This is a genomic window from Amycolatopsis keratiniphila subsp. keratiniphila (genome assembly GCF_001620365.2).
In the GTDB taxonomy this organism is placed as follows: domain Bacteria; phylum Actinomycetota; class Actinomycetes; order Mycobacteriales; family Pseudonocardiaceae; genus Amycolatopsis; species Amycolatopsis keratiniphila.
The window spans coordinates 18,551-38,664 of record NZ_LQMT02000003.1; the positions used below are offsets into that span (position 1 = coordinate 18,551).

The 20,114-nt window shown below is 67.8% G+C and carries 22 protein-coding genes; 8 read left to right on the forward strand and 14 right to left on the reverse strand.

The window, feature by feature from the left end; genetic code table 11:
• Window positions 1-5 precede the first annotated feature (5 nt).
• From AVR91_RS00580 to AVR91_RS00595, 4 genes are all read left to right on the forward strand, one after another.
• Window positions 6-875: a PfkB family carbohydrate kinase gene (locus AVR91_RS00580; RefSeq protein WP_083737316.1), complete on the forward strand. Its 870-nt coding sequence runs from the start codon at window positions 6-8 to the stop codon at window positions 873-875.
• Window positions 872-1,519, forward strand: a complete 648-nt coding sequence (locus tag AVR91_RS00585) for a nucleoside/nucleotide kinase family protein (protein ID WP_016338118.1) — start codon at window positions 872-874, stop codon at window positions 1,517-1,519. Before AVR91_RS00580 ends, AVR91_RS00585 begins: the two co-directional genes overlap by 4 nt.
• The gene (locus AVR91_RS00590; RefSeq protein ID WP_063275370.1) at window positions 1,516-2,262 is read left to right on the forward strand and encodes an SDR family oxidoreductase; all 747 of its coding nucleotides are present in this window, start codon (window positions 1,516-1,518) and stop codon (window positions 2,260-2,262) included. Before AVR91_RS00585 ends, AVR91_RS00590 begins: the two co-directional genes overlap by 4 nt.
• Window positions 2,263-2,447: 185 nt before the next feature.
• Window positions 2,448-2,861, forward strand: a complete 414-nt coding sequence (locus AVR91_RS00595) for a VOC family protein (RefSeq protein ID WP_063275371.1) — start codon at window positions 2,448-2,450, stop codon at window positions 2,859-2,861.
• Here the strand turns inward: AVR91_RS00595 and AVR91_RS00600 are convergent.
• The 3 genes from AVR91_RS00600 to AVR91_RS00610 form a co-directional block, all read right to left on the reverse strand.
• A complete protein-coding gene (locus AVR91_RS00600; protein ID WP_016338115.1) occupies window positions 2,858-3,526 on the reverse strand; it encodes a DedA family protein in 669 nt (222 codons plus the stop codon). The genes AVR91_RS00595 and AVR91_RS00600 overlap by 4 nt on opposite strands.
• Window positions 3,527-3,677: 151 nt before the next feature.
• On the reverse strand, window positions 3,678-5,939 hold the full coding sequence (locus tag AVR91_RS00605; RefSeq protein WP_063275372.1) for an MFS transporter: 2,262 nt from the start codon (window positions 5,937-5,939) through the stop codon (window positions 3,678-3,680).
• A 4-nt stretch (window positions 5,940-5,943) separates the two neighbouring features.
• Window positions 5,944-6,462, reverse strand: coding sequence for a MarR family winged helix-turn-helix transcriptional regulator (locus AVR91_RS00610; RefSeq protein ID WP_063275373.1), 519 nt, complete (start codon window positions 6,460-6,462; stop codon window positions 5,944-5,946).
• 193 nt (window positions 6,463-6,655) lie between these two features.
• Between AVR91_RS00610 and AVR91_RS00615 the strand changes: the two genes are divergently transcribed.
• On the forward strand, window positions 6,656-7,078 hold the full coding sequence (locus AVR91_RS00615; RefSeq protein WP_063275374.1) for a PPOX class F420-dependent oxidoreductase: 423 nt from the start codon (window positions 6,656-6,658) through the stop codon (window positions 7,076-7,078).
• A gap of 76 nt (window positions 7,079-7,154) precedes the next feature.
• Here AVR91_RS00615 and AVR91_RS00620 read toward each other — a convergent pair whose 3' ends face one another.
• Window positions 7,155-7,682 carry a TetR/AcrR family transcriptional regulator gene (locus AVR91_RS00620; RefSeq protein WP_063275375.1) on the reverse strand — a complete coding sequence of 176 codons (528 nt, stop codon included), beginning with the start codon at window positions 7,680-7,682 and terminating at the stop codon, window positions 7,155-7,157.
• An 88-nt stretch (window positions 7,683-7,770) separates the two neighbouring features.
• Between AVR91_RS00620 and AVR91_RS00625 the strand changes: the two genes are divergently transcribed.
• Both AVR91_RS00625 and AVR91_RS00630 read left to right on the forward strand, forming a co-directional pair.
• Window positions 7,771-9,255 carry an MFS transporter gene (locus AVR91_RS00625; RefSeq protein ID WP_063275376.1) on the forward strand — a complete coding sequence of 495 codons (1,485 nt, stop codon included), beginning with the start codon at window positions 7,771-7,773 and terminating at the stop codon, window positions 9,253-9,255.
• A gap of 19 nt (window positions 9,256-9,274) precedes the next feature.
• Window positions 9,275-10,663: an FAD-binding oxidoreductase gene (locus AVR91_RS00630; RefSeq protein WP_063275377.1), complete on the forward strand. Its 1,389-nt coding sequence runs from the start codon at window positions 9,275-9,277 to the stop codon at window positions 10,661-10,663.
• A 237-nt stretch (window positions 10,664-10,900) separates the two neighbouring features.
• Here AVR91_RS00630 and AVR91_RS00635 read toward each other — a convergent pair whose 3' ends face one another.
• From AVR91_RS00635 to AVR91_RS00650, 4 genes are all read right to left on the reverse strand, one after another.
• Window positions 10,901-11,614: a DedA family protein gene (locus AVR91_RS00635; protein WP_063275378.1), complete on the reverse strand. Its 714-nt coding sequence runs from the start codon at window positions 11,612-11,614 to the stop codon at window positions 10,901-10,903.
• 53 nt (window positions 11,615-11,667) lie between these two features.
• The gene (locus AVR91_RS00640; RefSeq protein WP_063275379.1) at window positions 11,668-12,036 is read right to left on the reverse strand and encodes a hypothetical protein; all 369 of its coding nucleotides are present in this window, start codon (window positions 12,034-12,036) and stop codon (window positions 11,668-11,670) included.
• Between the two features lie 17 nt (window positions 12,037-12,053).
• Window positions 12,054-13,238: an N-acetylglucosamine-6-phosphate deacetylase gene (gene nagA / locus AVR91_RS00645; RefSeq protein WP_063275380.1), complete on the reverse strand. Its 1,185-nt coding sequence runs from the start codon at window positions 13,236-13,238 to the stop codon at window positions 12,054-12,056.
• A gap of 91 nt (window positions 13,239-13,329) precedes the next feature.
• On the reverse strand, window positions 13,330-13,905 hold the full coding sequence (locus AVR91_RS00650; protein ID WP_007032484.1) for a SigE family RNA polymerase sigma factor: 576 nt from the start codon (window positions 13,903-13,905) through the stop codon (window positions 13,330-13,332).
• Window positions 13,906-14,046: 141 nt separating this feature from the next.
• On the opposite strand from AVR91_RS00650, the gene AVR91_RS00655 reads away from it, so the two are divergent.
• The gene (locus AVR91_RS00655; RefSeq protein ID WP_043849254.1) at window positions 14,047-14,331 is read left to right on the forward strand and encodes a YciI family protein; all 285 of its coding nucleotides are present in this window, start codon (window positions 14,047-14,049) and stop codon (window positions 14,329-14,331) included.
• 4 nt (window positions 14,332-14,335) lie between these two features.
• On the opposite strand, the gene AVR91_RS00660 is transcribed toward AVR91_RS00655, so the two are convergent.
• From AVR91_RS00660 to AVR91_RS00685, 6 genes are all read right to left on the reverse strand, one after another.
• Window positions 14,336-15,331, reverse strand: coding sequence for a PDR/VanB family oxidoreductase (locus AVR91_RS00660; protein ID WP_063275381.1), 996 nt, complete (start codon window positions 15,329-15,331; stop codon window positions 14,336-14,338).
• Window positions 15,328-16,194, reverse strand: coding sequence for a metal-dependent hydrolase (locus tag AVR91_RS00665; RefSeq protein ID WP_063275382.1), 867 nt, complete (start codon window positions 16,192-16,194; stop codon window positions 15,328-15,330). Before AVR91_RS00665 ends, AVR91_RS00660 begins: the two co-directional genes overlap by 4 nt.
• A complete protein-coding gene (locus tag AVR91_RS00670) occupies window positions 16,191-17,660 on the reverse strand; it encodes a flavin-containing monooxygenase (protein WP_063275383.1) in 1,470 nt (489 codons plus the stop codon). Before AVR91_RS00670 ends, AVR91_RS00665 begins: the two co-directional genes overlap by 4 nt.
• 79 nt (window positions 17,661-17,739) lie before the next feature.
• The gene (locus AVR91_RS00675; RefSeq protein ID WP_063275384.1) at window positions 17,740-18,213 is read right to left on the reverse strand and encodes a pyridoxamine 5'-phosphate oxidase family protein; all 474 of its coding nucleotides are present in this window, start codon (window positions 18,211-18,213) and stop codon (window positions 17,740-17,742) included.
• 3 nt (window positions 18,214-18,216) lie between these two features.
• Complete coding sequence (locus tag AVR91_RS00680) at window positions 18,217-19,107, reverse strand: SDR family oxidoreductase (protein WP_037334573.1); 891 nt, start codon at window positions 19,105-19,107, stop codon at window positions 18,217-18,219.
• A 92-nt stretch (window positions 19,108-19,199) separates the two neighbouring features.
• Window positions 19,200-20,114, reverse strand: coding sequence for an aldo/keto reductase (locus AVR91_RS00685; protein WP_063275385.1), 915 nt, complete (start codon window positions 20,112-20,114; stop codon window positions 19,200-19,202).

The window sequence follows — 20,114 nt, forward strand, 5'->3', positions numbered from 1 at the left end:
TGAGAGTGCTGCTGGCGGGCCTGTGCACCGTCGACCAGATTCAGCGCGTCGCCGAGATCCCGGCGCCGGGCGAGAAGGTGCGTTCGCTGTCGATGGACGTCGCCGCCGGGGGGCCGGCGACGAACGCGGCGGTGACCGTGGCCGCGCTCGGCGCAGGGTCGACGCTCCTGACGGTCGCCGGAGCGCACCCGCTGGCGGCACTCGCCCGCGCCGACCTCGAGGCGCACGGCGTCGACCTGGTCGACCTCGATCCCGAACGCCCGGATCCGCCCGCGATCAGCGCCATCGTCGTCCGCGACTCCGACGGGGAACGCACCGTCGTCTCGCGCAACGCCCACGCTTCCTCGCGTTTCGTCCTCTCGATGCGGTCCTTGCACGCGCAACTACCGCATTCAGAGGACGAAATGCCGGGGTGTGTGCTCCTGGACGGGCACCATCCGGAGGTCGCGCTGGCGGTCGCGCGCTGGGCGCGGGAGCGGAAGGTGCCGGTGGTGCTCGACGCCGGGAGCTGGAAGCCGGTCTTCCCCGAACTCCTCCCGCTGGTCGACATCGCCGCGTGCTCGTCGCTGTACCGAGGGGACGATCCGCGCGAGCACGGCGTGCCGGTGGTCATCACGACCGCCGGGCCGGAGCCGGTCCGCTGGTCGACGACGGACGGATCCGGTGCGGTTCCCGTTCCCGTCACCCGGGCGCGTGACACGCTGGGCGCGGGCGACGTCTGGCACGGAGCTTTCGCGTACGCGGTCGCCAGGGGCACAGGGGATGTCCAGGGCTGGATCGGGTTCGCCAACGAGGTGGCCGCCGAACGGGTGCGGCATGAAGGACCGAGGTCGTGGACGGCCGCGGTCGCGAAGATGGGAGAAGGACAGCCATGAGTGCCATGCCTCCGGTGTTCGAGGACCTGTTGAGCAGGGCTCAGACGCTGGCGAAGCCGGGACAGCGCAGTGTGCTCGGCATCGTCGGCGCCCCCGCGTCCGGCAAGACGACACTGGCCTGGGGCCTGGCGAAGGCGCTGGGTACGAGGGCCGCAGTGGTCGGGATGGACGGGTTCCACCTGGCGCAGGTCGAACTGCAGCGGCTCGGGCGGGTGGAGCGCAAGGGCGCGCCCGACACCTTCGACGCCGCCGGGTACGTGCACCTGCTGCGCAGGCTCGCCGAAGGCCGCGAGACGGTCTACGCGCCCGAGTTCCGCCGGGAGATCGAGGAGCCGATCGCCGGCGCCGTCGCGGTCACGCCGGACGTCCCGCTGGTCATCACCGAGGGCAACTACCTGCTCATGCAGGACGACCCGTGGAGTGGCGTGAAGCCGATCCTCGCCGAGTCGTGGTTCCTCGCGCCGGACGAACCCGAGCGCATCGAGCGGCTCGTCTCGCGGCACCGCCGCTACGGCCGTTCGCTGGTCGAGGCGCGTCGCCGCGCACTCGGTTCCGACCAGCGCAACGCCGATCTGATCGCGTCCACCAGCGGCCGGGCCGATCTGGTCCTCGAGAATCTGCCGCTGGTTAACTTCGCCATATGAGTGGTGTTCTCGTCGTCACGGGCGGAAGCAAAGGCATCGGCGCGGCGGTCTGCGAGCTGGCCGCCGCGCGCGGTTACGACGTCGTCGTCAACTACGCGGGTGACGCCGAAGCGGCCGAAGACGTCGCCTCACGCGTCCGGAAGCACGGCGTTCAGGCGATCACCCAGCGCGGCGACGTCGCGTCCGAAGAAGACGTGGTGGCCCTGTTCGACGCCGCCGTCGCACTCGGCCCGCTCGCCGGGCTGGTCGCGAACGCGGCCATCACTGGCAACACCCCTGGCCGGTTCGACGAATACGAAGTCGACGTCGTCCGTCGTGTCGTCGATGTCAACGTCACGGGTGTCTTCCTGTGCGTCCGCGAGGGCATCCGCCGGATGTCCACCCGGTACGGCGGTGACGGCGGCGCGATCGTGACGCTGTCCTCCACCGCCGCGCGGACCGGTTCGCCCGGCGAATGGGTCCATTACGCGGGCACCAAGGCGGCGGTGGAAACGATGACCTACGGCGTGGCGCAAGAAGTAGCGAAAGAATCCGTCCGGGTGAACGCCGTCGCACCAGGGATGATCCACACCGGATTGCACGCCGCGGCGGGATTGCCCGACCGCATGGACCGGATCGCCCCCACCATCCCGATGGGACGGGCGGGTGAACCCGGCGAAGTCGCGGAAGCCGTGCTGTGGCTGCTTTCCCCGGCGGCGTCGTACACCACCGGGACGGTATTGACCGTCAGCGGAGGACGTTGACACCCAGGGCCACGAGGCGGTCACGAGGCGATATCGGGTCCGCGTGCGGTTCAGCCACTTTTTAACACTGTTTCCCGGCGGATATCACGATTCATGTGGGAAGTCGGCGGATCACCTCGTGGCCCGAGGCGCCTGTGTCACCCTGGTGGCGCCCCCAAGCTTCTTGATCAGGACGGTCATCCCCGATGTCCAAGCTCATGTCTGTGCACCACCTGGCACTCACCGTGACCGATGTGGACCGGAGCGTGCCCTGGTACGCCCGTGTGCTCGAACTCGAGGAGTTCACGCGTCGCGAAGACCCGGAGACGGGACTGCGGAAGGTCGTGCTCAGGTCACCGAGCGAAGGTTTCGCCGTGGTTCTCGTCGAGCATCAGGACACCGAGCGGCCGCGGTTCGACGAACGGCGGACAGGTCTGGACCACGTGGCCTTCAAGGTCTCGTCGCGGTCGGAGCTGGCCGAATGGGAAGCGCGGCTCTCGGAATACGGCGTCGTCTATTCGCCGTCGAAGGGATCGCGGACCTTGCAAGGCTCGTCGGTCATCGTGTTCCGCGACCCCGATGGGATCCAGCTGGAGATCTGGGCGGATCCGGAAGTTTAGGGCGTGCTCTGTTCCGGCTCTTCGGCGGGACGCCTCATCTCCTGGCGGTAGCGGATCACGCCGTAGGCCGTGCCCACCACGAAGAACGCGACGCTGATCCACAAGGCCGCCGTCTTGACCCACGGCAGCTGGTCCAGCAGACCGGCGCCGTAGTAGCCGAGCAGTACCAGCGTCGGCACCCAGAGCAGCCCGCCGAGCGCCGTCGCGAGCGCGAACCGGCGCGGGTCCATCCGCGCGGTCCCCGCGATGAGCGGCGCCAGCGTGCGGATCCACGGGATCCAGCGCGCGGCGACGATGGCGAAGAAACCCTTGCGATCCAGGAACGCCCTGGCACGGTCGAGGTTGTGCCGGTTCAGCACCTTGCCGCCACGGCGGGCGATCAGTTTCGTGCCCGTGGTCCGGCCGATGTAGTAGCCCACTTGGTTGCCAAGGATCGCGACGAGCAGCGCGGCGGCCGAGAGCAGCCACGCGTTCAGGTCGGAGCCGTGCTGCGCGAGGACGACTCCGGCCGCGAACAGCAGGGAGTCGCCGGGCAGGAACAGCCCGATGATCAGCGCGCACTCCACGAAGATGAAGCTCAGCACGATCACCCAGACGAGCACCGGCCCGGCGGTGTCGAGCCAGCTCACCCCGATGCCCGCGGCCTCGGTGTACACCTCACTCACGACGCGAGCCTACGTGTACTCGGGGAACCGCACTTCACCGAACGGTGGAATCGGGGTGTCTTGACTGTCCCTGTCACGCCTTCTCCGAATGCTATGAACGGTCCGTTCCTTGCAAAATTTGCAAGGAACGGACCGTTCATAGCGCTGGTGACTAGTGCTCGACGAGCTCGTCCAGCGCCTGGTCGTAGCTCAGCCGGACATCGTGTTCGGCCTGGTCACCGCCCAGCAGCTCCACCCGGCTGGTCGCGGGCGGGTAGCCGCTGGCGATCACCGTGTAGGTCCCGGCGGGCAGGTCGCTGACCGTGTAGTTGCCCTCCGCGTCCGTCCTCGCCACGGCGGCGACGCCGCCCGAGGCGTCGAGGACGGTGATCCGCGCGTCCGGCACGACCCGGTCCCCGTCGGTGCGGGCGACCCCGCTCAGCAGGATCGTGCTGACCAGTTCGACGTCGTGGCGCAGCATCCCGGACCCGGTGGCGGTCAGCGTCGCCGCGACCGGCCGGAACCAGCGCCCGCTGGCGACGATCGTGTACCGCCCGCCCACGATGCCGGCGAACGAGTAGACGCCGTTCTCGTTCGTGTGCGTCCTGGCCACCTGATTGCCGTTGTGGTCGATCAGGGTCAGCGCCGCCCCCGCGACGTTCGTGGCGTCGTCCCGGCGGACGTGCCCGCTGATCTGCGCGGATCCCGCCCGGTAGGCCCCGTTCCCGTTGGCCAGCGCGTGCTTGCCGGGCTCGACGGGCGCGGTCACCACGGTCTTCTCGGAAGCCGTCTCGGCAGGCACGTCTTCCTCTTCGAGGAGTGCTTCGCCGCCTTCGAGAGCCGAAGCCGCCGAAGGAGCCGAGCCGCCGAGCAGCGGGATCTCCTTCATGAACATCAGCACCAGCGTCGCCAGCAGCGCGACCGCGCCCGCCACGTAGAACACCGTGGTGATCGACTCGGTGAAGCCGATCAGCACCGGGGTCTTGATGGCCTCGGGCAGGCTCGCGATACCGCTCGTGTTCGACTGGATGTCGCCCAGCGCCGCCGCACCGGGACCGGTGGGCGCGTTGCCGCCGAACGCCTTGGTGATGTTGCCCGGCAGGACGTTGAACAGGATCGTCAGGAACACCGCGACACCCGCAGTACCACCGATCTGCCGGAAGAACGTCGCCGACGCGGTCGACACGCCCATGTCGCTGCGCGGTCCCGCGTTCTGCACCGCGATGATCAGCGTCTGCATGCAGGCACCGAGGCCGAGACCGATGATCGCGGCCGCGACCAGCGGGTGCCACAGCGCGCTGTTGTACTCGACCTGCGCGAAGAAGAACGCGCCCGCCGCGATCAGCAGCGTGCCGACCACCGGGAACACCTTGTAGCGTCCGGTCTTGCTGGTGATCTGGCCCGAGATGATCGAACCGCTCATGATGCCCGCCATCAGCGGGATCATCAGCAGACCCGATTCGGTCGGCGAGAACTCCTGCACCACCTGCATGTACTGCGGGATCATCATGATCGCGCCGAACATCGCGACACCGACGATGATGCCGCCGACGATCGCGACCGTGAAGGTCGAGTTCTTGAACAGCCGCAACGGGATCAGCGCCGCGTCCTTCATCAGCTTCTCGATGAAGATGAAGGCGATCACGCCGATGCCGCCGATGACGTAGCAGATGATCGCGTTCTGCGAGCCCCAGCCCCACTTGTTGCCCTGCTCGGCGACGATCAGGAACGGCACCACGGCGACGACGAGCGCGAGCCCGCCCCACCAGTCGATCTTGTGGTCGTGGCGCTGGTGCGGCACGTTGAGCACGCGGGCCACCACGAACAGCGCGACGATCGCGATCGGCACGTTGATCAGGAACACCCAGCGCCAACCGGCGATGTCGTAGCCGAAGACGCTGCCGAGCTTGTCGAAGTCGGCGAAGAAGCCGCCGAGCACCGGGCCGAGCACGGTGGAGATACCGAACACGGCGAGGAAGTAGCCCTGGTAGCGGGCGCGTTCCCGCGGCGGCACGATGTCGCCCATGATCGTCATCGCCAGCGACATCAGCCCGCCGGCGCCGAGGCCCTGGATCGCGCGGAACGCGGCCAGCTCGTACATCGACGTCGCGAACGCCGAAGCGATCGAGCCGACCAGGAAGATCGAGATCGCCGCGATGTAGAACGGCTTGCGCCCGTAGATGTCGGACAGCTTGCCGTAGATCGGCGTGACGATCGTCGAGGTGATCAGGTAGGCCGTGGTGATCCAGGCCTGCAGGTCGAACCCGTTGAGGTCGTTCGCGATCCGGACGATCGAGGTGCCCACGATCGTCTGGTCGAGTGCCGCCAGGAACATGCCCGACATCAGGCCGATCAGGATCGTGACGATCTGACGGTGACTGAGCCGGGGACCATCTTCGTGGATGGCTGGCGGACTTTCTACTGCGGAACTCATTGCTTCAGGCCCCCTTGGCCTTCGACGCCGACGCGGGGTCGGCGAACTGTGGAGATGTTTTTTCGATGTCGTTGTTCAGCCGGTTGAACAGCGAGTTGAGGGTCTTCCGGTCCTCGTCGGACCAGTCGCCGAGCACCTCGGCCAGCCACTGGTTCCGCTGCTTGCGGTTCTCCTCGAAGACCCGGAGTCCTTCGGCGGTCGGTGCGAGCAGGCAGGCGCGGCCGTCTTCGGGGTCGGCCAGGCGCTCGACCAGCCCGTGCTGGACGAGGGAGCTCGACTGCCTGCTGATGGTCGAGATCTCGGAGTGCAGGAACTCGGCGAGTTTGCTGGTCCGCTGAGGGCCGACGTGGATGAGGCAGAAGAGGATCGCGTACGCGGCCCGCTCGATGCCGTCCGGTCCCTGCTTGGACACCTGGGACTTGGCCCGGTTGACCAGGCGGACGAGCCGCACGAGCTCATGCCCGAGGGTGTCGGCCAGATCGAGGTCGGACTTCGACCTGGTGCCGGGTGTCGTGGGTGTCATGGTGGGTCTCTCTCGCCGGTTGCTTGGTCACTGCAACTAGTTGTCTAGAGCAAGGATGTTCCTCTCAAGGGAGGTTCGCAAGAAGAAAGTGACGTTGTGTGTCCGATGACACTTTAGTTGCCGCATGCAAGCACATTTATTCGTGCATGTTTGTCCGGTTCGCCCTGAGCTGCACTTTTGCTTTGATGGAGTCATGACCGACTCCGCGCTCTACGCGATCCTCGCCAGTCGAAACTTCGGCACCCTGGCCACCATCAAGCGTGATGGGCGGCCCCAGCTGTCCACCGTCAACTACCTCTACGACGCGGACGCCGGCACGATCCTGATCTCGATCACCGCGCCGCGGGCCAAGACCAAGAACCTCCAGCGCGATCCGCGGGCGACGTTTCACGTTTCGACCGAGAGCGGTGACGGCTACGTCGTCGTCGAGGGGCCGGCGGTGCTCACGCCGACCGCCGCTTCGCGTGACGACGCGACCGTCGACGCGCTGGTGGACCACTATCGGCGGGCTCGGGGCGAGCACCCGGACTGGGACGAGTTCCGCGACGTCATGGTCGCCGATCAGCGGGTGCTGCTGACGATCCCGATCGAGCGCGTCTACGGGATCCAGATGTAGCCCGGGGATGTCATGAAAGGGTCGTTCAGGACATGTTTTGTCCTGAACGACCCTTTCATGACATTTGCGAGAGGGGTCAGCGGGCGATGCGGGCCTTGATCTCGTCGATCCGGTCGAGGAGGGGGCTCGCGTCGTCCCGGCCAAGTGCCGCCCGGAGATAGAGGCCGTCGCCGACCAGGATGACCAGCTCGGCGGTCAGCGGGTCGTCGACGTGCTCGCTGATCAGGTCGTGCACCTTCTGGTTGTAGACCTGCACGACCGCGGAGACCCGCGGCTCGTTGAGCATGATCCGGAGCGTCGCCATGGTCGTGCGGTGCAGTGCCTTGCGCTCGGTGACGTCGGTGATCGCCGTCCGCAGATACCAGGAGACGACACCTTCTGGCGCCTTCTGCGCCTCTGCGAGATCCGCCTCCGACAGCGTCGCGAGACGTTCCATCAGGCCGTCGACCAGGGCTTCCTTGGAGCCGAAGTGGTAGAGCAGGCCACCCTTCGACACCCCGGCGTGCGCGGCGACGGCGTCGAGGGTGACCCCGCCGGGACCTTGCTCGATGAGGATTTCCTCGTACGAGTCGAGGATGCGTTCCTTCGCGGTGGGCTTCGCCATATCAGTTGACTATACCGTCTGGACGGTTTACCTTCGAACGAGGCGGTAACTGTACCGTCCGGACGGTTTAGCTTAAGGAGAGTGCGCCATGGCGGGGCGCAAGCAGTGGTGGGCGTTGGCGGTACTGGTGCTTCCGGTGCTGCTGATCAGCGTGGACATGACGGTGCTCGGATTCGCGCTGCCGTTCCTGTCCGAGGATCTGGCGCCCACCGGTGCGGAGCAGTTGTGGATCGTCGACATCTACTCGTTCATGCTGGCGGGCCTGCTGGTCCTGATGGGCACGCTCGGCGACCGCATCGGCCGTCGCAAGCTGCTGCTCATGGGTGCCGCGGCGTTCGGTGCCGCGTCGGTGCTCGCGGCCTTCTCGACCAGCGCGTTCATGCTGATCATCGCCAGGGCGCTGCTCGGCGTCGGTGGCGCGACGCTGATGCCGTCGACGCTGTCGCTGATCCGCAGCATCTTCACCGACCCGAAGCAGCGCCGGATCGCGATCGCGGTGTGGAGCGCCGGGTTCTCCGGCGGGATGGCGCTCGGGCCGGTCCTCGGCGGCTGGCTGCTGGAGCACTTCTGGTGGGGCTCGGTGTTCCTCATCAACGTCCCGGTGATGCTGGTGCTGCTGCTCATCGGACCGTTCGTGCTGCCGGAGGCGCGTGACCCGAAGCCTGGTCGCTTCGACCCGCTGTCGGCGCTGCTGTCGCTGGCCGCGATGCTGCCGGTGGTCTACGGCATCAAGCTGGTCGCCGAGCACGGCTTCACGGTGAAGGCCGCGATCAGCGTCCTGATCGGGTTCGGCCTCGGTGTCGTGTTCGTCCGCAGGCAGAACCGCCTCGACGAGCCGATGCTCGACCTGAAGCTGTTCTCGAACCGGGCCTTCAGCGGCTCCGTCGTGACGAACATGCTCGGCGTGTTCGCCATGGTCGGCCTGCTGTTCCTGGTGCCGCAGTACCTGCAGCTGGTGCTCGAGCTGAGCCCGGTCGTCGCCGCGCTGTGGATGCTGCCGGCGACGGTCGCCGGGATCGTGGGTGCGCTCCTCGCGGCTTGGCTCGCGAAGCGGATCCGTGTCTCCCTGCTGGTCAGTGGTGGTCTCCTGGTCGCGGCGGTCGGTTTCCTGGCCCTGACCCAGGTGTCGTCCGGCGGCGGACTCGCGTACGTCGTGGTGGCGTTCACGCTGCTCGGGGGCGGTGTCGCCCTGTCGGAGACGCTGACGAACGACCTGGTCATCTCGGCCGCTCCGGCCGAACGGGCCGGCGCCGCTTCGGCGATCTCCGAGACCGGGTTCGAGCTGGGCGGCGCGCTCGGCACGGCCATCCTCGGCAGTGTCGCGACCGCGGTCTACCGGTCCGGCCTGCCGGAGGGGACGGCCGAGTCCGCCCGGGACACGCTGGGTGGTGCGGTCGCGACCGCGCAGCAGCTCGACCCCGCCGCGGGACAGGCGCTCCTGGAATCGGCTCGCGAGGCCTTCACGCAGGGGATGCACGTCACCGCATGGGCAGGCGTGGCCGTGCTCGTCTATACAGGTGTTCAGGCCTTCGTTCTGCTAGATCGGAAAAAAAATTCCGCAGTGCGGAGCTAATCCGGCCTACGATGAGGGTATGAACAACCATGGCCTGGTCACCCGCCTCCGCGAGCAGCTCGGCGACGCCGCGGTGCTCACCGACACCGACGTCACGGACGCCTACTCGCGCGACATGATGCCGCTGGCCGCCAGCGGGAAGCCGCTCGCGGTGGTCCTGCCGTCCGACGTGGAAGGTGTGCAGGCCGTGGTCAAGGCCTGTGCGGAGTTCGAGGTGCCGATCGTGCCCCGCGGCGCCGGCAGTGGTCTGTCCGGCGCCGCGAACGCGATCGACGGCTGTGTCGTGCTGGTGCTGACGAAGCTCGACCAGATCGTCGAGATCGACGAAGGCAACCGGCTCGCCGTCGTGCAGCCCGGCGTGGTGAACCTCGATTTCCGCAACGCGGTGGAGAAGCACGGCCTGTTCTATCCGCCGGACCCGTCGAGCTACGACTGGTGCACCATCGGCGGGAACCTGTCCACCAACGCCGGTGGACTCTGCTGCGTGAAGTACGGCGTCACCACGGATTCCGTGCTGGGGCTGGAAGTCGTGCTCGCCGACGGCTCACTGCTGAAGACCGGGCGCCGCACGGTGAAGGGCGTCGCGGGCTACGACCTCGCGCGGCTCTTCGTCGGCAGTGAGGGCACGCTCGGCGTGATCACCCAGGCGACCGTCGCACTGAAACCGTTGCCGCAGCTGCCTTCCACGCTCGTCGCCGCCTTCAACAGCACGGAGGCGGCGGGCGAGGCCGTCGCACGCGTCGTGCGTGAAGGCCTGGTGCCGTCGCTGATGGAGATCATGGACGCGACGTCGATCAAGGCCGCCGAGGCCTACCTCAAGACCGACCTCGGCACGAGCTCGGACTGCAAAGCCTTGCTGCTCGCGCAATCCGACTCCGGCGGCGAGGTCGCGCGGAAGGAACTCGCGGTGCTGGAACAGATCTGCGTCGACTGCGGCGCGGATCTGGCGTATGCCACCGAAGATCTCGAAGAGGGCAAGATGCTGCTGCAGGCGCGGCGGGTCGTGCTCACCGCGCTGGAAATGTACGGCGTCTGGCTGACCGACGACGTCTGCGTGCCGCGCACGCGTATCGCCGAGCTGATCGCCGGCTGCGAGCGGATCAGCGAAGAGGTGGGTCTGCGGATCGCCGTCGTCGGCCACGCCGGTGACGGGAACATGCACCCGACGATCGTCTACGCGCCCGACTCCGAGGAGGAGTTCGCCCGCGCGCGGGTCGCCTTCGACGCGATCCTCGACGTGGCCCTGTCGCTGGGCGGGACGGTCACCGGCGAGCACGGCATCGGCCGGATCAAACGCGAGTGGCTGGCCAAGGAGATCGGCGAGGTCGGCATCGCGGTGCACCGGCAGATCAAGCAGGCGCTGGACCCGAAGAACCTCTTCAACCCGGGCTCGATGTTCTCCCTCTGAACGCCGGGGTGCGGGACGGCGTGACTCGCGTGATCAGGGACGAGACTCGCGTGCTTGAGCGCGTGACTCACGTGATTGGAGACCGCACTCGTGTGTGCGGTCTCCAATCACGCGAGTCACGGCTCTGATCACGCGAGTGCGGTGCCGGGTCACGCTTGCGCACCCCGCTGAACGCAATGAACGGTCCGTTCCTTGCGAAATTTGCAAGGAACGGACCGTTCATGGCATGGGAGCGGGTCAGTCGCGGATGCGCGGGATCTGCTGCGTCGCGTCCATGTCCGCGGCCGGAGCGGCGGCGGCTTCGTGCTTCTTCTCGCGGCGCGCCTTGAGGTACTCGATGACGATCGGCACCACCGAGACCAGCACGATCAGGATGAAGATCGCGTCGACGTTGTCGCGGATGAACGCGACGCCGCCGAGCAGGTGACCGAGCGCGGTGATCCCGGCGGCCCACAGGATGCCGCCGACGACGGTGTAGACGAAGTACTTCTTCGGGTCCATCTTGCCGATACCGGCGATCCAGGTGATGAACGTCCGCACGAACGGCACGAACCGCGCGAGCACGACCGCCTTCGGCCCGTGCTTCTCCAGGAAGGCGTGGGTCTGGTCCACGTACTTCTTGTTGAAGAACTTCGAATCCGGCTTGCGGAACAGCCACGGGCCGATCTTCCAGCCGAGGCCGTAACCGACCGCGTTGCCGATCAGCGCGGCGACGGTGACCAGGACGCACACCAGCCACAGTGGCGCCTCGATCGAACCGTTCGCGATGAACAGGCCCGCGGTGAACAGGAGTGAGTCACCGGGCAGCACCGGGAAGATGCTGCTCTCGATGAAGATGATCAGGCAGAGCACGGTGATGACCGGAACGGTCAGCCCGCTCAGCAGGTGCTGCGGGTCCAGCCACTCCGGCAGGAGGCCCATCGTCGTCACGTTGTTCTGCGCCAGGATCACACCAAAACGGTACAGGGTGACGCAGAGTGCCTTGACCCGGCGGGAGACCGCGCTCAGATCAGCGTCAGCAGCCCGATCACCGAACCGGCGGCGAGCCCCAGCAGGACGGCCAGCAGCAACACCCAGTACGCGGGCAGCGGCGGGCTGACGGGCGGAGGCGGCGTCGGGCGCTCCGCCAGCCTGGCGGTTTCCGCGTCCTCCAGCGCGACGCGCTCTCGTTCGAGCGAGTCCGCGCCCGCGCCGGACAGCAGGCCGTACTGCGGGGGCAGTTCGCTCTTCCCGGAAACGTCGCTACGCTCAGTGTCCGTTTCGACCGGTTTGTCGGAGGTCGTTTCGGAGAGCCGCTCCGTCGAAGGGGCGAAGACGGCCTGAGCGCGCAGGGCATCGGCTAGGAGTTTCTCCGGGTCCTTGGGCTCGCTCATCCGGACTCCTTTCGCCGCTACCCGTCGCTGACCGACACACCGCCTTCGATGGCGCTGCTCAATGTAGCCGCAGCGTCGTCTTCGACCCACTCGCCCTGACGAAGCACCTTGACCGGCCGCAGGTCGCGGTCGAGCACGACGAGGTCGGCCGCGAGCCCGGCCCGCAGCGAGCCGGTCCGGTCGGCGATGCCGAGCAGTTCGGCGGGGCGCCCGGAGGTCGCGCGGACGGCGTCGAGCAGGTCGATGCCCGCGCCGCGCACGAGGTTGCGGAAGGCGGCGTCCATGGTCAGCGTGCTGCCGGCCAGCGAACCGTTCCCGGCGAGGGTGGCGACGCCGTCACGGACGTCGACCTCGAGGCGGCCGAGGATGTAACTGCCGTCGGCGGCGTCGGTGGCCGACATGGCGTCGGTGATGAGCACCGTCCGGCCCTTGCCCGCGTGGTGCGCGGCCAGCCGAAGCACGGTCGGGTGCACGTGGACGAGGTCGCAGATCAGCTCGACGGTGATGCGCTCGTCGTCGAGGAGGGCGCCGATCGGGCCCGGCTCGCGGTGGTGGAGCGGCCGCATGGCGTTGAAGAGGTGTGTCGCGACGGAGGCGCCCGCGTCGATCGCGGGGATGATCTGGTCCTCGACGCCGTCGGTGTGCCCGATGGCGGCGATGACCCCCGATTCGGCCAGTTGCCGGACGGCCTTGATCCCGCCGTGCAGTTCGGGCGCGAGGGTGACCATCCGGATGTCGCCGCGGCCCGCGCCGAGCAGCGCGTTCACCGTGGCCGTGTCCGGCTCGATCAGCGTCGCCGGGTCGTGCGCCCCGCACCGCGCCTTCGAGATGAAGGGTCCTTCAAGGTGAATTCCGGCAAGTTCACCCTCTTGGACCAGCTCACGCAGGGCCGCGATCTGGTCCCTGAGCACCGGGATGGGGTCGGAGACCAGACTGCCGAGCATGGTCGTGGTCCCGTGCCGCCGGTGCGCGCGGACCGCGCGGAGCAGCTCCTCGGGGTTCGCACTGGAGAACGATCCGCCCCCACCGCCATGGCAGTGGGTGTCGACGAAGCCGGGCACGACCAGGCACCCGTCGACGTCGACGCGATCGATGTCCGGGGGTGTCCCGGAACCGACTTGGACGATCTTGCCGCCGGCGATAGCCAGCCAGCCGTCGTCGAGTACACGGTCCGGGGCGACGACCCGGCCGCCCACGATCACGAAATCTCCGGCGCCTCTCACGCCCCCCAGCATATATTGGTCTGGACCAAGCATGGCGGCACAACCCAGCGGTCGAGATGAAGGCCCGGCATCAGTTCGGTGACTGCATCGCTTTCTGCAGTGCTTCGAGCGCCCGGCTGGCGGTTGACTTAACGGTACCTTTCGAAATCCCGGCGGCCTCCGAGATTTCGGCCTCACTCAGCCCACCGTAGTAACGGAGGACCAGAACCTCGCGCTGGCGAGGGGGCAGTTTGGACAAAGCGCTCACAACGGCCTGATGTTCACTCGACAGCATGGCGAGGCTTTCCGCCGAACGCGCGTTGACGGCGTGCGGCGCGACGTACTCACGCGCGGTCTTGCGGCGGCGCAGCACGCTGCGTGAGCCGTTGACCACGGCGGTGCGCAGGTATCCGACGGCCGCGGCGGCGTCGCGCAGGCGCCCCCAGTTGCGGTGCAGGCCGGTGAAGGCCTCCTGGACGACGTCTTCGGCGGTCGCCGGTTCGTCCACGAGCAGGATGGCCAGCCGGACGAGCCGCATCCGGTGCTGGCGATAGAGATCCTCAAGGGTCAGCGGTGCCGCAGGCGGCGGTGGCGTGACCGGTCCGTCCATGGTGCGCAGATGGCCGAGGGTCGCCTCGACACTGCGTTCCGCATTGCCCTCGAGCATGTACCCCTACCTGTTCATTTACCCCTTTGAAGCACAACCTGTGCATGGCGCTCGATCAGCGTATCGGGTGGGGTCACGGTCCTGCCTGATCGGATCCTGAGAAGCTGGGTGGCGTCTGTCGGAACGACCTTGGAGATGTCGATGGCCTGGTTCCTGGTGGAGATCACGTACGTGCAGGAGAAGCTGGCGGACGTGCGTCCCCGGCACCGGAAGTTCCTCACCGACCTCGCCGACCAGGGCGTCGTCGCGCTCGGCGGCCCGCTGGGCGACGGCTCCGGCGGGATTTCGATGTACCAGGCGGCCGACGAGGCGGCGCTGCTGGAGATCATCGACCAGGACCCGTACCACCTCGAAGGTGTCGTGGCGAAGCGGACCGTGCGCGAATTCAAGCCGGTGATCGGCGCCTGGATCCCGAAGGAAGACTGACGGGTCAGAGATCGAGGGTGACCGGCTCGCGTTCGACGCAGACCCGGACGCGGTCGCCGGTCACCGTCGGCAGCTCGCACGTCCCGCAGAACCCCTGGCGGCACGAATAAGCGATGCCGGGCACGGTCTCGCGCAGCACGTCGAGCGTGGACCGGTCGGCGGGCACGTCCAGTGTCACGCCGCTGCGGGCGAGTTCGACGCGGAACGGCCTGCCGCCGACGATCGGCGGCGTCGAGAACCGCTCGAAGAACACGGGGCCCGAGCCGCGCAATGCGGCGTCCGTCCGGACGCTCACGATCATGGGAACCGGGCCGCAGCAGTAGATCGGGACACTCTTCTCTGCCCCTTCGAGCAATTCCGCGCCCGACGCCGGGATCCCGTAGTCCGTGTCCGGACGAATCCACACCCGATCGCCGAATTCGGACAATTCCTCCAGGAACGGCATCGAAGCCTCGTCGCGACCGGTGTAGACCAGTCGCCAGTCCGCGCCGACGGCGGCCGCCTGCCGCACCATCGGCAGGATCGGCGTGATCCCGATACCGCCCGCGATGAACAGGTACGCCGGGCTCTCGACGAACGGGAAGGCGTTGCGCGGGCCGCGCCCGGTGATCCGAGCACCCTTCTTCAACGCGTGCATCGCCGTCGATCCCTCGCCGAGCAACCGGACTCCGACGCGGTAGGCCGAGCGGTCGTCCGGGTCGCCGCACAGGGAGTACTGACGGACCAGGCCCGGCCGCGGCGAGAGATCGATGTGCGCGCCGGGCCGCCACTGTGGCAGCGGCTCGCCGCGTTCGTGCACCAGCCGCAGGACGGCGACGCCGTCCGCCTGGGCGCGGAGGTCGTCGACGACCAGCGGGAGGTCACGGTCGACGGCGACCACAGGCGGACGGCGACGGCCGCTCACCCCGCTGAGCCTGCGGTAGAGCGCGACGACACCGGTCAGCGACGCCATCGCGCGGTCGGTGCGCCCGCTGCCGTCGAGCCGCAGCGGCCTGGTCATCGGGGTTCGTCGGCGGCCAGCGCGGCCGGAGAGCTGGCGAGGTACGCGACGGCCTGATCGGTGTTGCCGGTTTCGGTGGGGTGATAGGACTTCCGGAAGTACGGCCGGATCTCGCGCCGCAACTGCTTGCCCGAAGGCAGCAAGCCGAGCTTCGCGACGCGCAGATAGGTCCGGAGGCTCGTCTTGCCCGGCCGGGTCGGGTCGTTCTTCATGAGGAACCTGGTGCCCCGCACGAAGACCCACGCGAGCACCGGTGTCACCACGAGCATGCTGCGCACGCGGCGCGCGTAGCGGCCGTCGAGATGCATGAACAGATCGAAGGCGACCGAGCGGTGCTCGACCTCTTCGGCGCCGTGCCAGCGCAGGAGATCCAGCATCGTCGGATCGGCGCCGGCCTTGTCGAGCGCTTCGGCGTCGAGGATCCACTGGCCGAGGAACGCCGTGTAGTGCTCGATCGCGGCGATGACGGCGAGCCGCTCGATCAGCCATTCCTCGCGCCGTTTGGCGGAAAGCTCACGGTCACCCAGAAGGCGGCGGAACATCCACTCCATCTGCGCGATGTACGGCCGCACGTGGACGCCCGCGGCTTCCAGGTGTTCCGCCGCGCCGTCGTGCGCCTCGGCGTGCATGGCCTCCTGGCCGATGAAGCCGAGGACGTCCTCCTTGAGCCGCTCGTCGCGGATCAGCGGGACGGCCTGCTTGAACACCTCGACGAACCAGCGTTCGCCCTCCGGCAACGCGAGATGCAGCACGTTGATCGTGTGCGTCGCCTGCGGTTCGCCGGGGATCCAGTGCATCGGCAGCGACGCCCAGTCGAATTCGACGTCGCGGGCGTGCAGGACGATCTGCTCGTGGTCGGTCACGACGACCTCCCGCTGAGCTCGTAGTCGCTGGCGTCGACCTTGCGGGTGTCGAGCCAGTAGCGCCAGGTGAAGCCCGGCCAGATCGTGCGGTTGACGCCCTTCGCGTCGAGGTACCAGCTCTTGCAGCCGCCCTGGGTCCACACGCCCTTGACGAGTTTGTCCTGGATCTCGCGCTGGAACTTCTCCTGCACGCCGGGGCGGACGTCGAGCGCGGCGGCGCCCCGCGAATCGGCGAGCTTGATCGCGTCGACGACGTACCGCGCCTGCGACTCGATCATGAAGACCACGGAATTGTGGCCCAGCGCGGTGTTCGGGCCGAGGAGGAAGAACAGGTTCGGGAAACCGGCGACGTTGATGCCCTTGTGCGTGTGCATCCCCTCGGTCGCCCACTCCTTGGCGAGGTCGCGGCCGTCGATCCCGGTGATGTCCAGGTATTCCAAGGCGTCCGTGACCTTGAAGCCGGTGCCGTAGATGATCGCGTCGACCTCGTGCTCGACGCCGTTCCCGTCGACGACGCTGTGCGCCTTGACCTCGCGCACGCCCTCGGTGTTGACGTCCACATTGGACCGATTGATCGCCGGGTAGTAGTCGTTGGAGATCAGCACCCGCTTGCAGCCCATGGTGTAGTCCGGCGTGACCTTCTTGCGCAGCTTCGGATCCTTGATCGCCTTGCCGATATGGCGCTTCGCGATCACCTCGCCGGCCTTCATGATCGCGGGGTGACCGTTGAAGCCGACGGCGCGCACTTCGAGGAACCAGTACAGCGCGTTGCGGTAAAGCCGTTGCACACCGGGGATCCGGCGGAACGCGGTCTTGGCCCAGCCCGGCATGGCGTGGTCGGGTTTCGGCATGATCCACGGCGGTGTGCGCTGGAACAGCGTCAGCTCGTCGACCTCGGGGGCGATCTTCGGGACGAACTGGATCGCGCTCGCGCCGGTGCCGACCACGGCGACCTTCTTGCCGCGCAGGTCGTACTCGTGGTTCCACTGCGCCGAATGCCAGGTCTGGCCCTTGAACTTCTCGATCCCGGGCAGGGTGGGCACCTGCGGGATGTGCAGGCCACCGACGCCCGAGACCAGGAACTGGGCCTCGAACTCACCCGACTTGGTGTGCACGTGCCAGCGGCGCTCGGTCTCGTCCCAGGTCGCGCCGGTGAGCTCGACACCGAAGCGGATCTTGCGTCGCAGCCGGTACTTGTCGGTGACGTCCTTCAGGTACTGGAAGATCTCGGGGGCCGGTGAGAACGACCGCGACCAGTCCGGGTTCTGCTCGTAGGAGAACGAGTACATGTGGGACTGCACGTCGCAGGCGCAGCCGGGGTACGAGTTGTCGCGCCACGTACCGCCGACTTCGTCCGCCTTCTCCAGGATCACGTAATCGGAGATCCCGGCCTTTTCGAGCTGGATGGCCTGGCCGAGCCCGGAGAATCCGGTGCCCACGATCACGACCTTGAATCGCTCGGTCATCTGCGCCCTCCACGTCGAGGCTTTCTTGCGCAGATGACGTTACCTGAAGTAACAGTTACTTGCTAGTACTCCCTACCCGTCAGTACGTGCCGCCGAGCTTCGTGTGGTCCCAGCTCACGATCTTGGTCGGCCGGAAAATCAGCCCGATCCGCTTCGGGGCCTGCTTGCCGATGAAGCCGGACAGCTCGTCGGGCACCGGGTCCCCGGGCTTCGCGCCCGCGTACCGCTGCATGAGGTTGATACCCATCTGGGTGACGATGGCCGTATCGGTGATGACCTCGACGTCGGCTTCGAGGGAGACCCCGCGCAGCTTCTCGTAGCTGTCGCCGTCCTCGATGAGCACGGTGGCGCGGGGGTCTCGCTCCAGGTTCTTCGCCTTCTGGGAGGTGCCGTAGGTCCAGGTCGCGACGCCGGACTCGTGCGGGTAGTACCAGAGCGGCGCCAGATGCGGGCGGCCGTTGGGGCCGATCGTCGCGACGTTGATGACCTTCTGCTCGTCGAGGTAGGCGGCGAGTTCGTCCGGTGACATGCGGATCTGGTCGCGACGGGACATACGTCAGCCCTTTCGTGTGGCGGCCCGGCCTGCCTGGCCGGTCACTGAAGATTCGTACGCCCCGCGCTCCTTGATGTCCATGAGCGCGGCGGCGTCGGCCTTCTTGATCCGGCCCTTCGCGCCGATCTCGATGATCGGCGGCAGGAAGGCGCGGATCAGTTTCAGGCCGCCGACCCAGCGGGGCACGTGCACGGTGCGGGCGCGTTTGTTGACCCCGGCCTGGAGGTGGTCGAGCGCGACCGACAGCGGGTAGGTCTTGCCGAGCAGGCCGGGCATGCCGGCGCGGAGCTTGCCGAAGACCGGGTGCTGGTCGGCGCTCTCGACGAGGTCGGTGCGGATCCAGGTGGGGTGCGCGACGCCGACCTTCACGCCGAGGTGGGCGACTTCGGCGCGGAAGCTGTTGCAGAACGCCTCGACGCCGGCCTTCGCGGCGGCGTAGTTGGCCATACCGGGCGCGTGGGTGATGGCGGCCAGCGAGGAGATCGCCAGCAGGTAGCCCTTGCGGTCGATGACATGCGGAAGGGTGACGCGGAAGGTGCGCCAGACGCCCAGGAGGTCGACCTCGATGACCTTCTCGAAGGCGGCCGGATCCACCGACCGGACGAAACCGGAGGTCGCGATGCCGGCGTTCGCGATGACGATGTCGATCCCGCCGAAGTGCTCGACGACGCCCGCGGTGGCGCGCTCGAGATCGTCCCAGCTGGTGACGTCGGCTTCCCAGGCGTGCGCGCTGGGGCCGATCTTGTCGGCGACCGCCTGCTGTTCCTTGGCTTCGATGCCGACCAGGGCGACCTTCGCGCCCTGCGCGGCCAGGCGCTCGGCGAGCCCCGCGCCGATGCCCCTCGCGGCGCCGGTGATCAGGACGACCTTGCCGTTCACGCTGTTCTTGGCCACGTTGCCTCCTCGTCCGAGCCCTAAGGCTTTCGGACGGTACCTCAACCTACCCGGAGTAAGCTACCCGCAAGTAGGCGAGCTGAAAGGGCCCTTCAGCTCCCGGAGGCGGAGGTGAGGGCGTCGACCTCCTCGGTGGTCAGCGCGAGGTCGGCGGCGGGCAGGAGGTCGTTCAGCTGCTCGACCGAGCGGGCGCTCGCGATGGGCGCGGTGACGGTCGGCTGAGCGAACAGCCAAGCCAGCGAGACCGCGGCGACCGGGACGCCGCGCGAGGCCGCGACCTCGTCGAGTGCCGCGAGCACCCGCTCGCCTCGTTCGTCCAAATAGGACGATGCGCGGGCGGCGCGCGGGCTGTCTCCGAGGTCGTCCTTCGACCGGTACTTCCCGGCGAGGAAACCCTTGGCCAGTGAGAAATACGGCAGTGTGGTCAGGCCTTCACGCTCGACCGTCGGCGCCAGATCCTGCTCGTAGTCCCGCTCGACGAGGTTGTAGTGCGGCTGCAGCGCGACGTACTTCGCCAGCCCCTCGCGGTCCGAAATGGACAGTGCTTCGGTCAGTCGTTCGGCGGAGTAGTTCGACGCCGCGACATAGCGCACCTTGCCCGCGCGCACGAGCGCGTCGAAGGCCCGCACCGTCTCCTCGACCGGGGTGTCCGGATCGTCGATGTGCGCGTAGTAGAGGTCGATGTGATCGGTACGGAGCCGTCGCAGCGAGTCTTCGGCCGCCGCCGCGATGTTCGCCGCCGACAGCCCCTTGCGCTCCTCCCACATCCCGGTCTTGGTCGCGATGACGACGTCGTCCCGGCGACCGCGCTTGGTCAGCCAGTTGCCGATGATCGTCTCGGAACCGCCTGCCGAATAGAGGTCGGCGGTGTCGATGAAGTTGCCGCCCGCCGCCGTGTAGGCGTCGAGGACGGCGAAGGACTGCTCCTCGTCCGCGGTCCAGCCGAAGACGTTGCCGCCGAGGTTGATCCCACGGACGTCGAGGTCGGTGTTCCCGAGTTTCGCCAT

What these genes read in the sequence shown, in the direction of transcription:
- AVR91_RS00685 (WP_063275385.1), bottom strand. Translation starts at nt 20,114, where the DNA reads ATGGCGAAACTCGGGAACACCGACCTCGACGTCCGTGGGATCAACCTC.
- AVR91_RS00650 (WP_007032484.1), bottom strand. Translation starts at nt 13,905, where the DNA reads ATGCTCGAGGGCAATGCGGAACGCAGTGTCGAGGCGACCCTCGGCCAT.
- AVR91_RS00675 (WP_063275384.1), bottom strand. Translation starts at nt 18,213, where the DNA reads ATGTCCCGTCGCGACCAGATCCGCATGTCACCGGACGAACTCGCCGCC.
- AVR91_RS00615 (WP_063275374.1), top strand. Translation starts at nt 6,656, where the DNA reads ATGACCGACTCCGCGCTCTACGCGATCCTCGCCAGTCGAAACTTCGGC.
- AVR91_RS00625 (WP_063275376.1), top strand. Translation starts at nt 7,771, where the DNA reads ATGGCGGGGCGCAAGCAGTGGTGGGCGTTGGCGGTACTGGTGCTTCCG.
- AVR91_RS00620 (WP_063275375.1), bottom strand. Translation starts at nt 7,682, where the DNA reads ATGGCGAAGCCCACCGCGAAGGAACGCATCCTCGACTCGTACGAGGAA.
- AVR91_RS00595 (WP_063275371.1), top strand. Translation starts at nt 2,448, where the DNA reads ATGTCCAAGCTCATGTCTGTGCACCACCTGGCACTCACCGTGACCGAT.
- AVR91_RS00660 (WP_063275381.1), bottom strand. Translation starts at nt 15,331, where the DNA reads ATGACCAGGCCGCTGCGGCTCGACGGCAGCGGGCGCACCGACCGCGCG.
- AVR91_RS00605 (WP_063275372.1), bottom strand. Translation starts at nt 5,939, where the DNA reads ATGAGTTCCGCAGTAGAAAGTCCGCCAGCCATCCACGAAGATGGTCCC.
- AVR91_RS00640 (WP_063275379.1), bottom strand. Translation starts at nt 12,036, where the DNA reads ATGAGCGAGCCCAAGGACCCGGAGAAACTCCTAGCCGATGCCCTGCGC.
- AVR91_RS00670 (WP_063275383.1), bottom strand. Translation starts at nt 17,660, where the DNA reads ATGACCGAGCGATTCAAGGTCGTGATCGTGGGCACCGGATTCTCCGGG.
- AVR91_RS00610 (WP_063275373.1), bottom strand. Translation starts at nt 6,462, where the DNA reads ATGACACCCACGACACCCGGCACCAGGTCGAAGTCCGACCTCGATCTG.
- AVR91_RS00655 (WP_043849254.1), top strand. Translation starts at nt 14,047, where the DNA reads ATGGCCTGGTTCCTGGTGGAGATCACGTACGTGCAGGAGAAGCTGGCG.
- AVR91_RS00630 (WP_063275377.1), top strand. Translation starts at nt 9,275, where the DNA reads ATGAACAACCATGGCCTGGTCACCCGCCTCCGCGAGCAGCTCGGCGAC.
- AVR91_RS00585 (WP_016338118.1), top strand. Translation starts at nt 872, where the DNA reads ATGAGTGCCATGCCTCCGGTGTTCGAGGACCTGTTGAGCAGGGCTCAG.
- AVR91_RS00590 (WP_063275370.1), top strand. Translation starts at nt 1,516, where the DNA reads ATGAGTGGTGTTCTCGTCGTCACGGGCGGAAGCAAAGGCATCGGCGCG.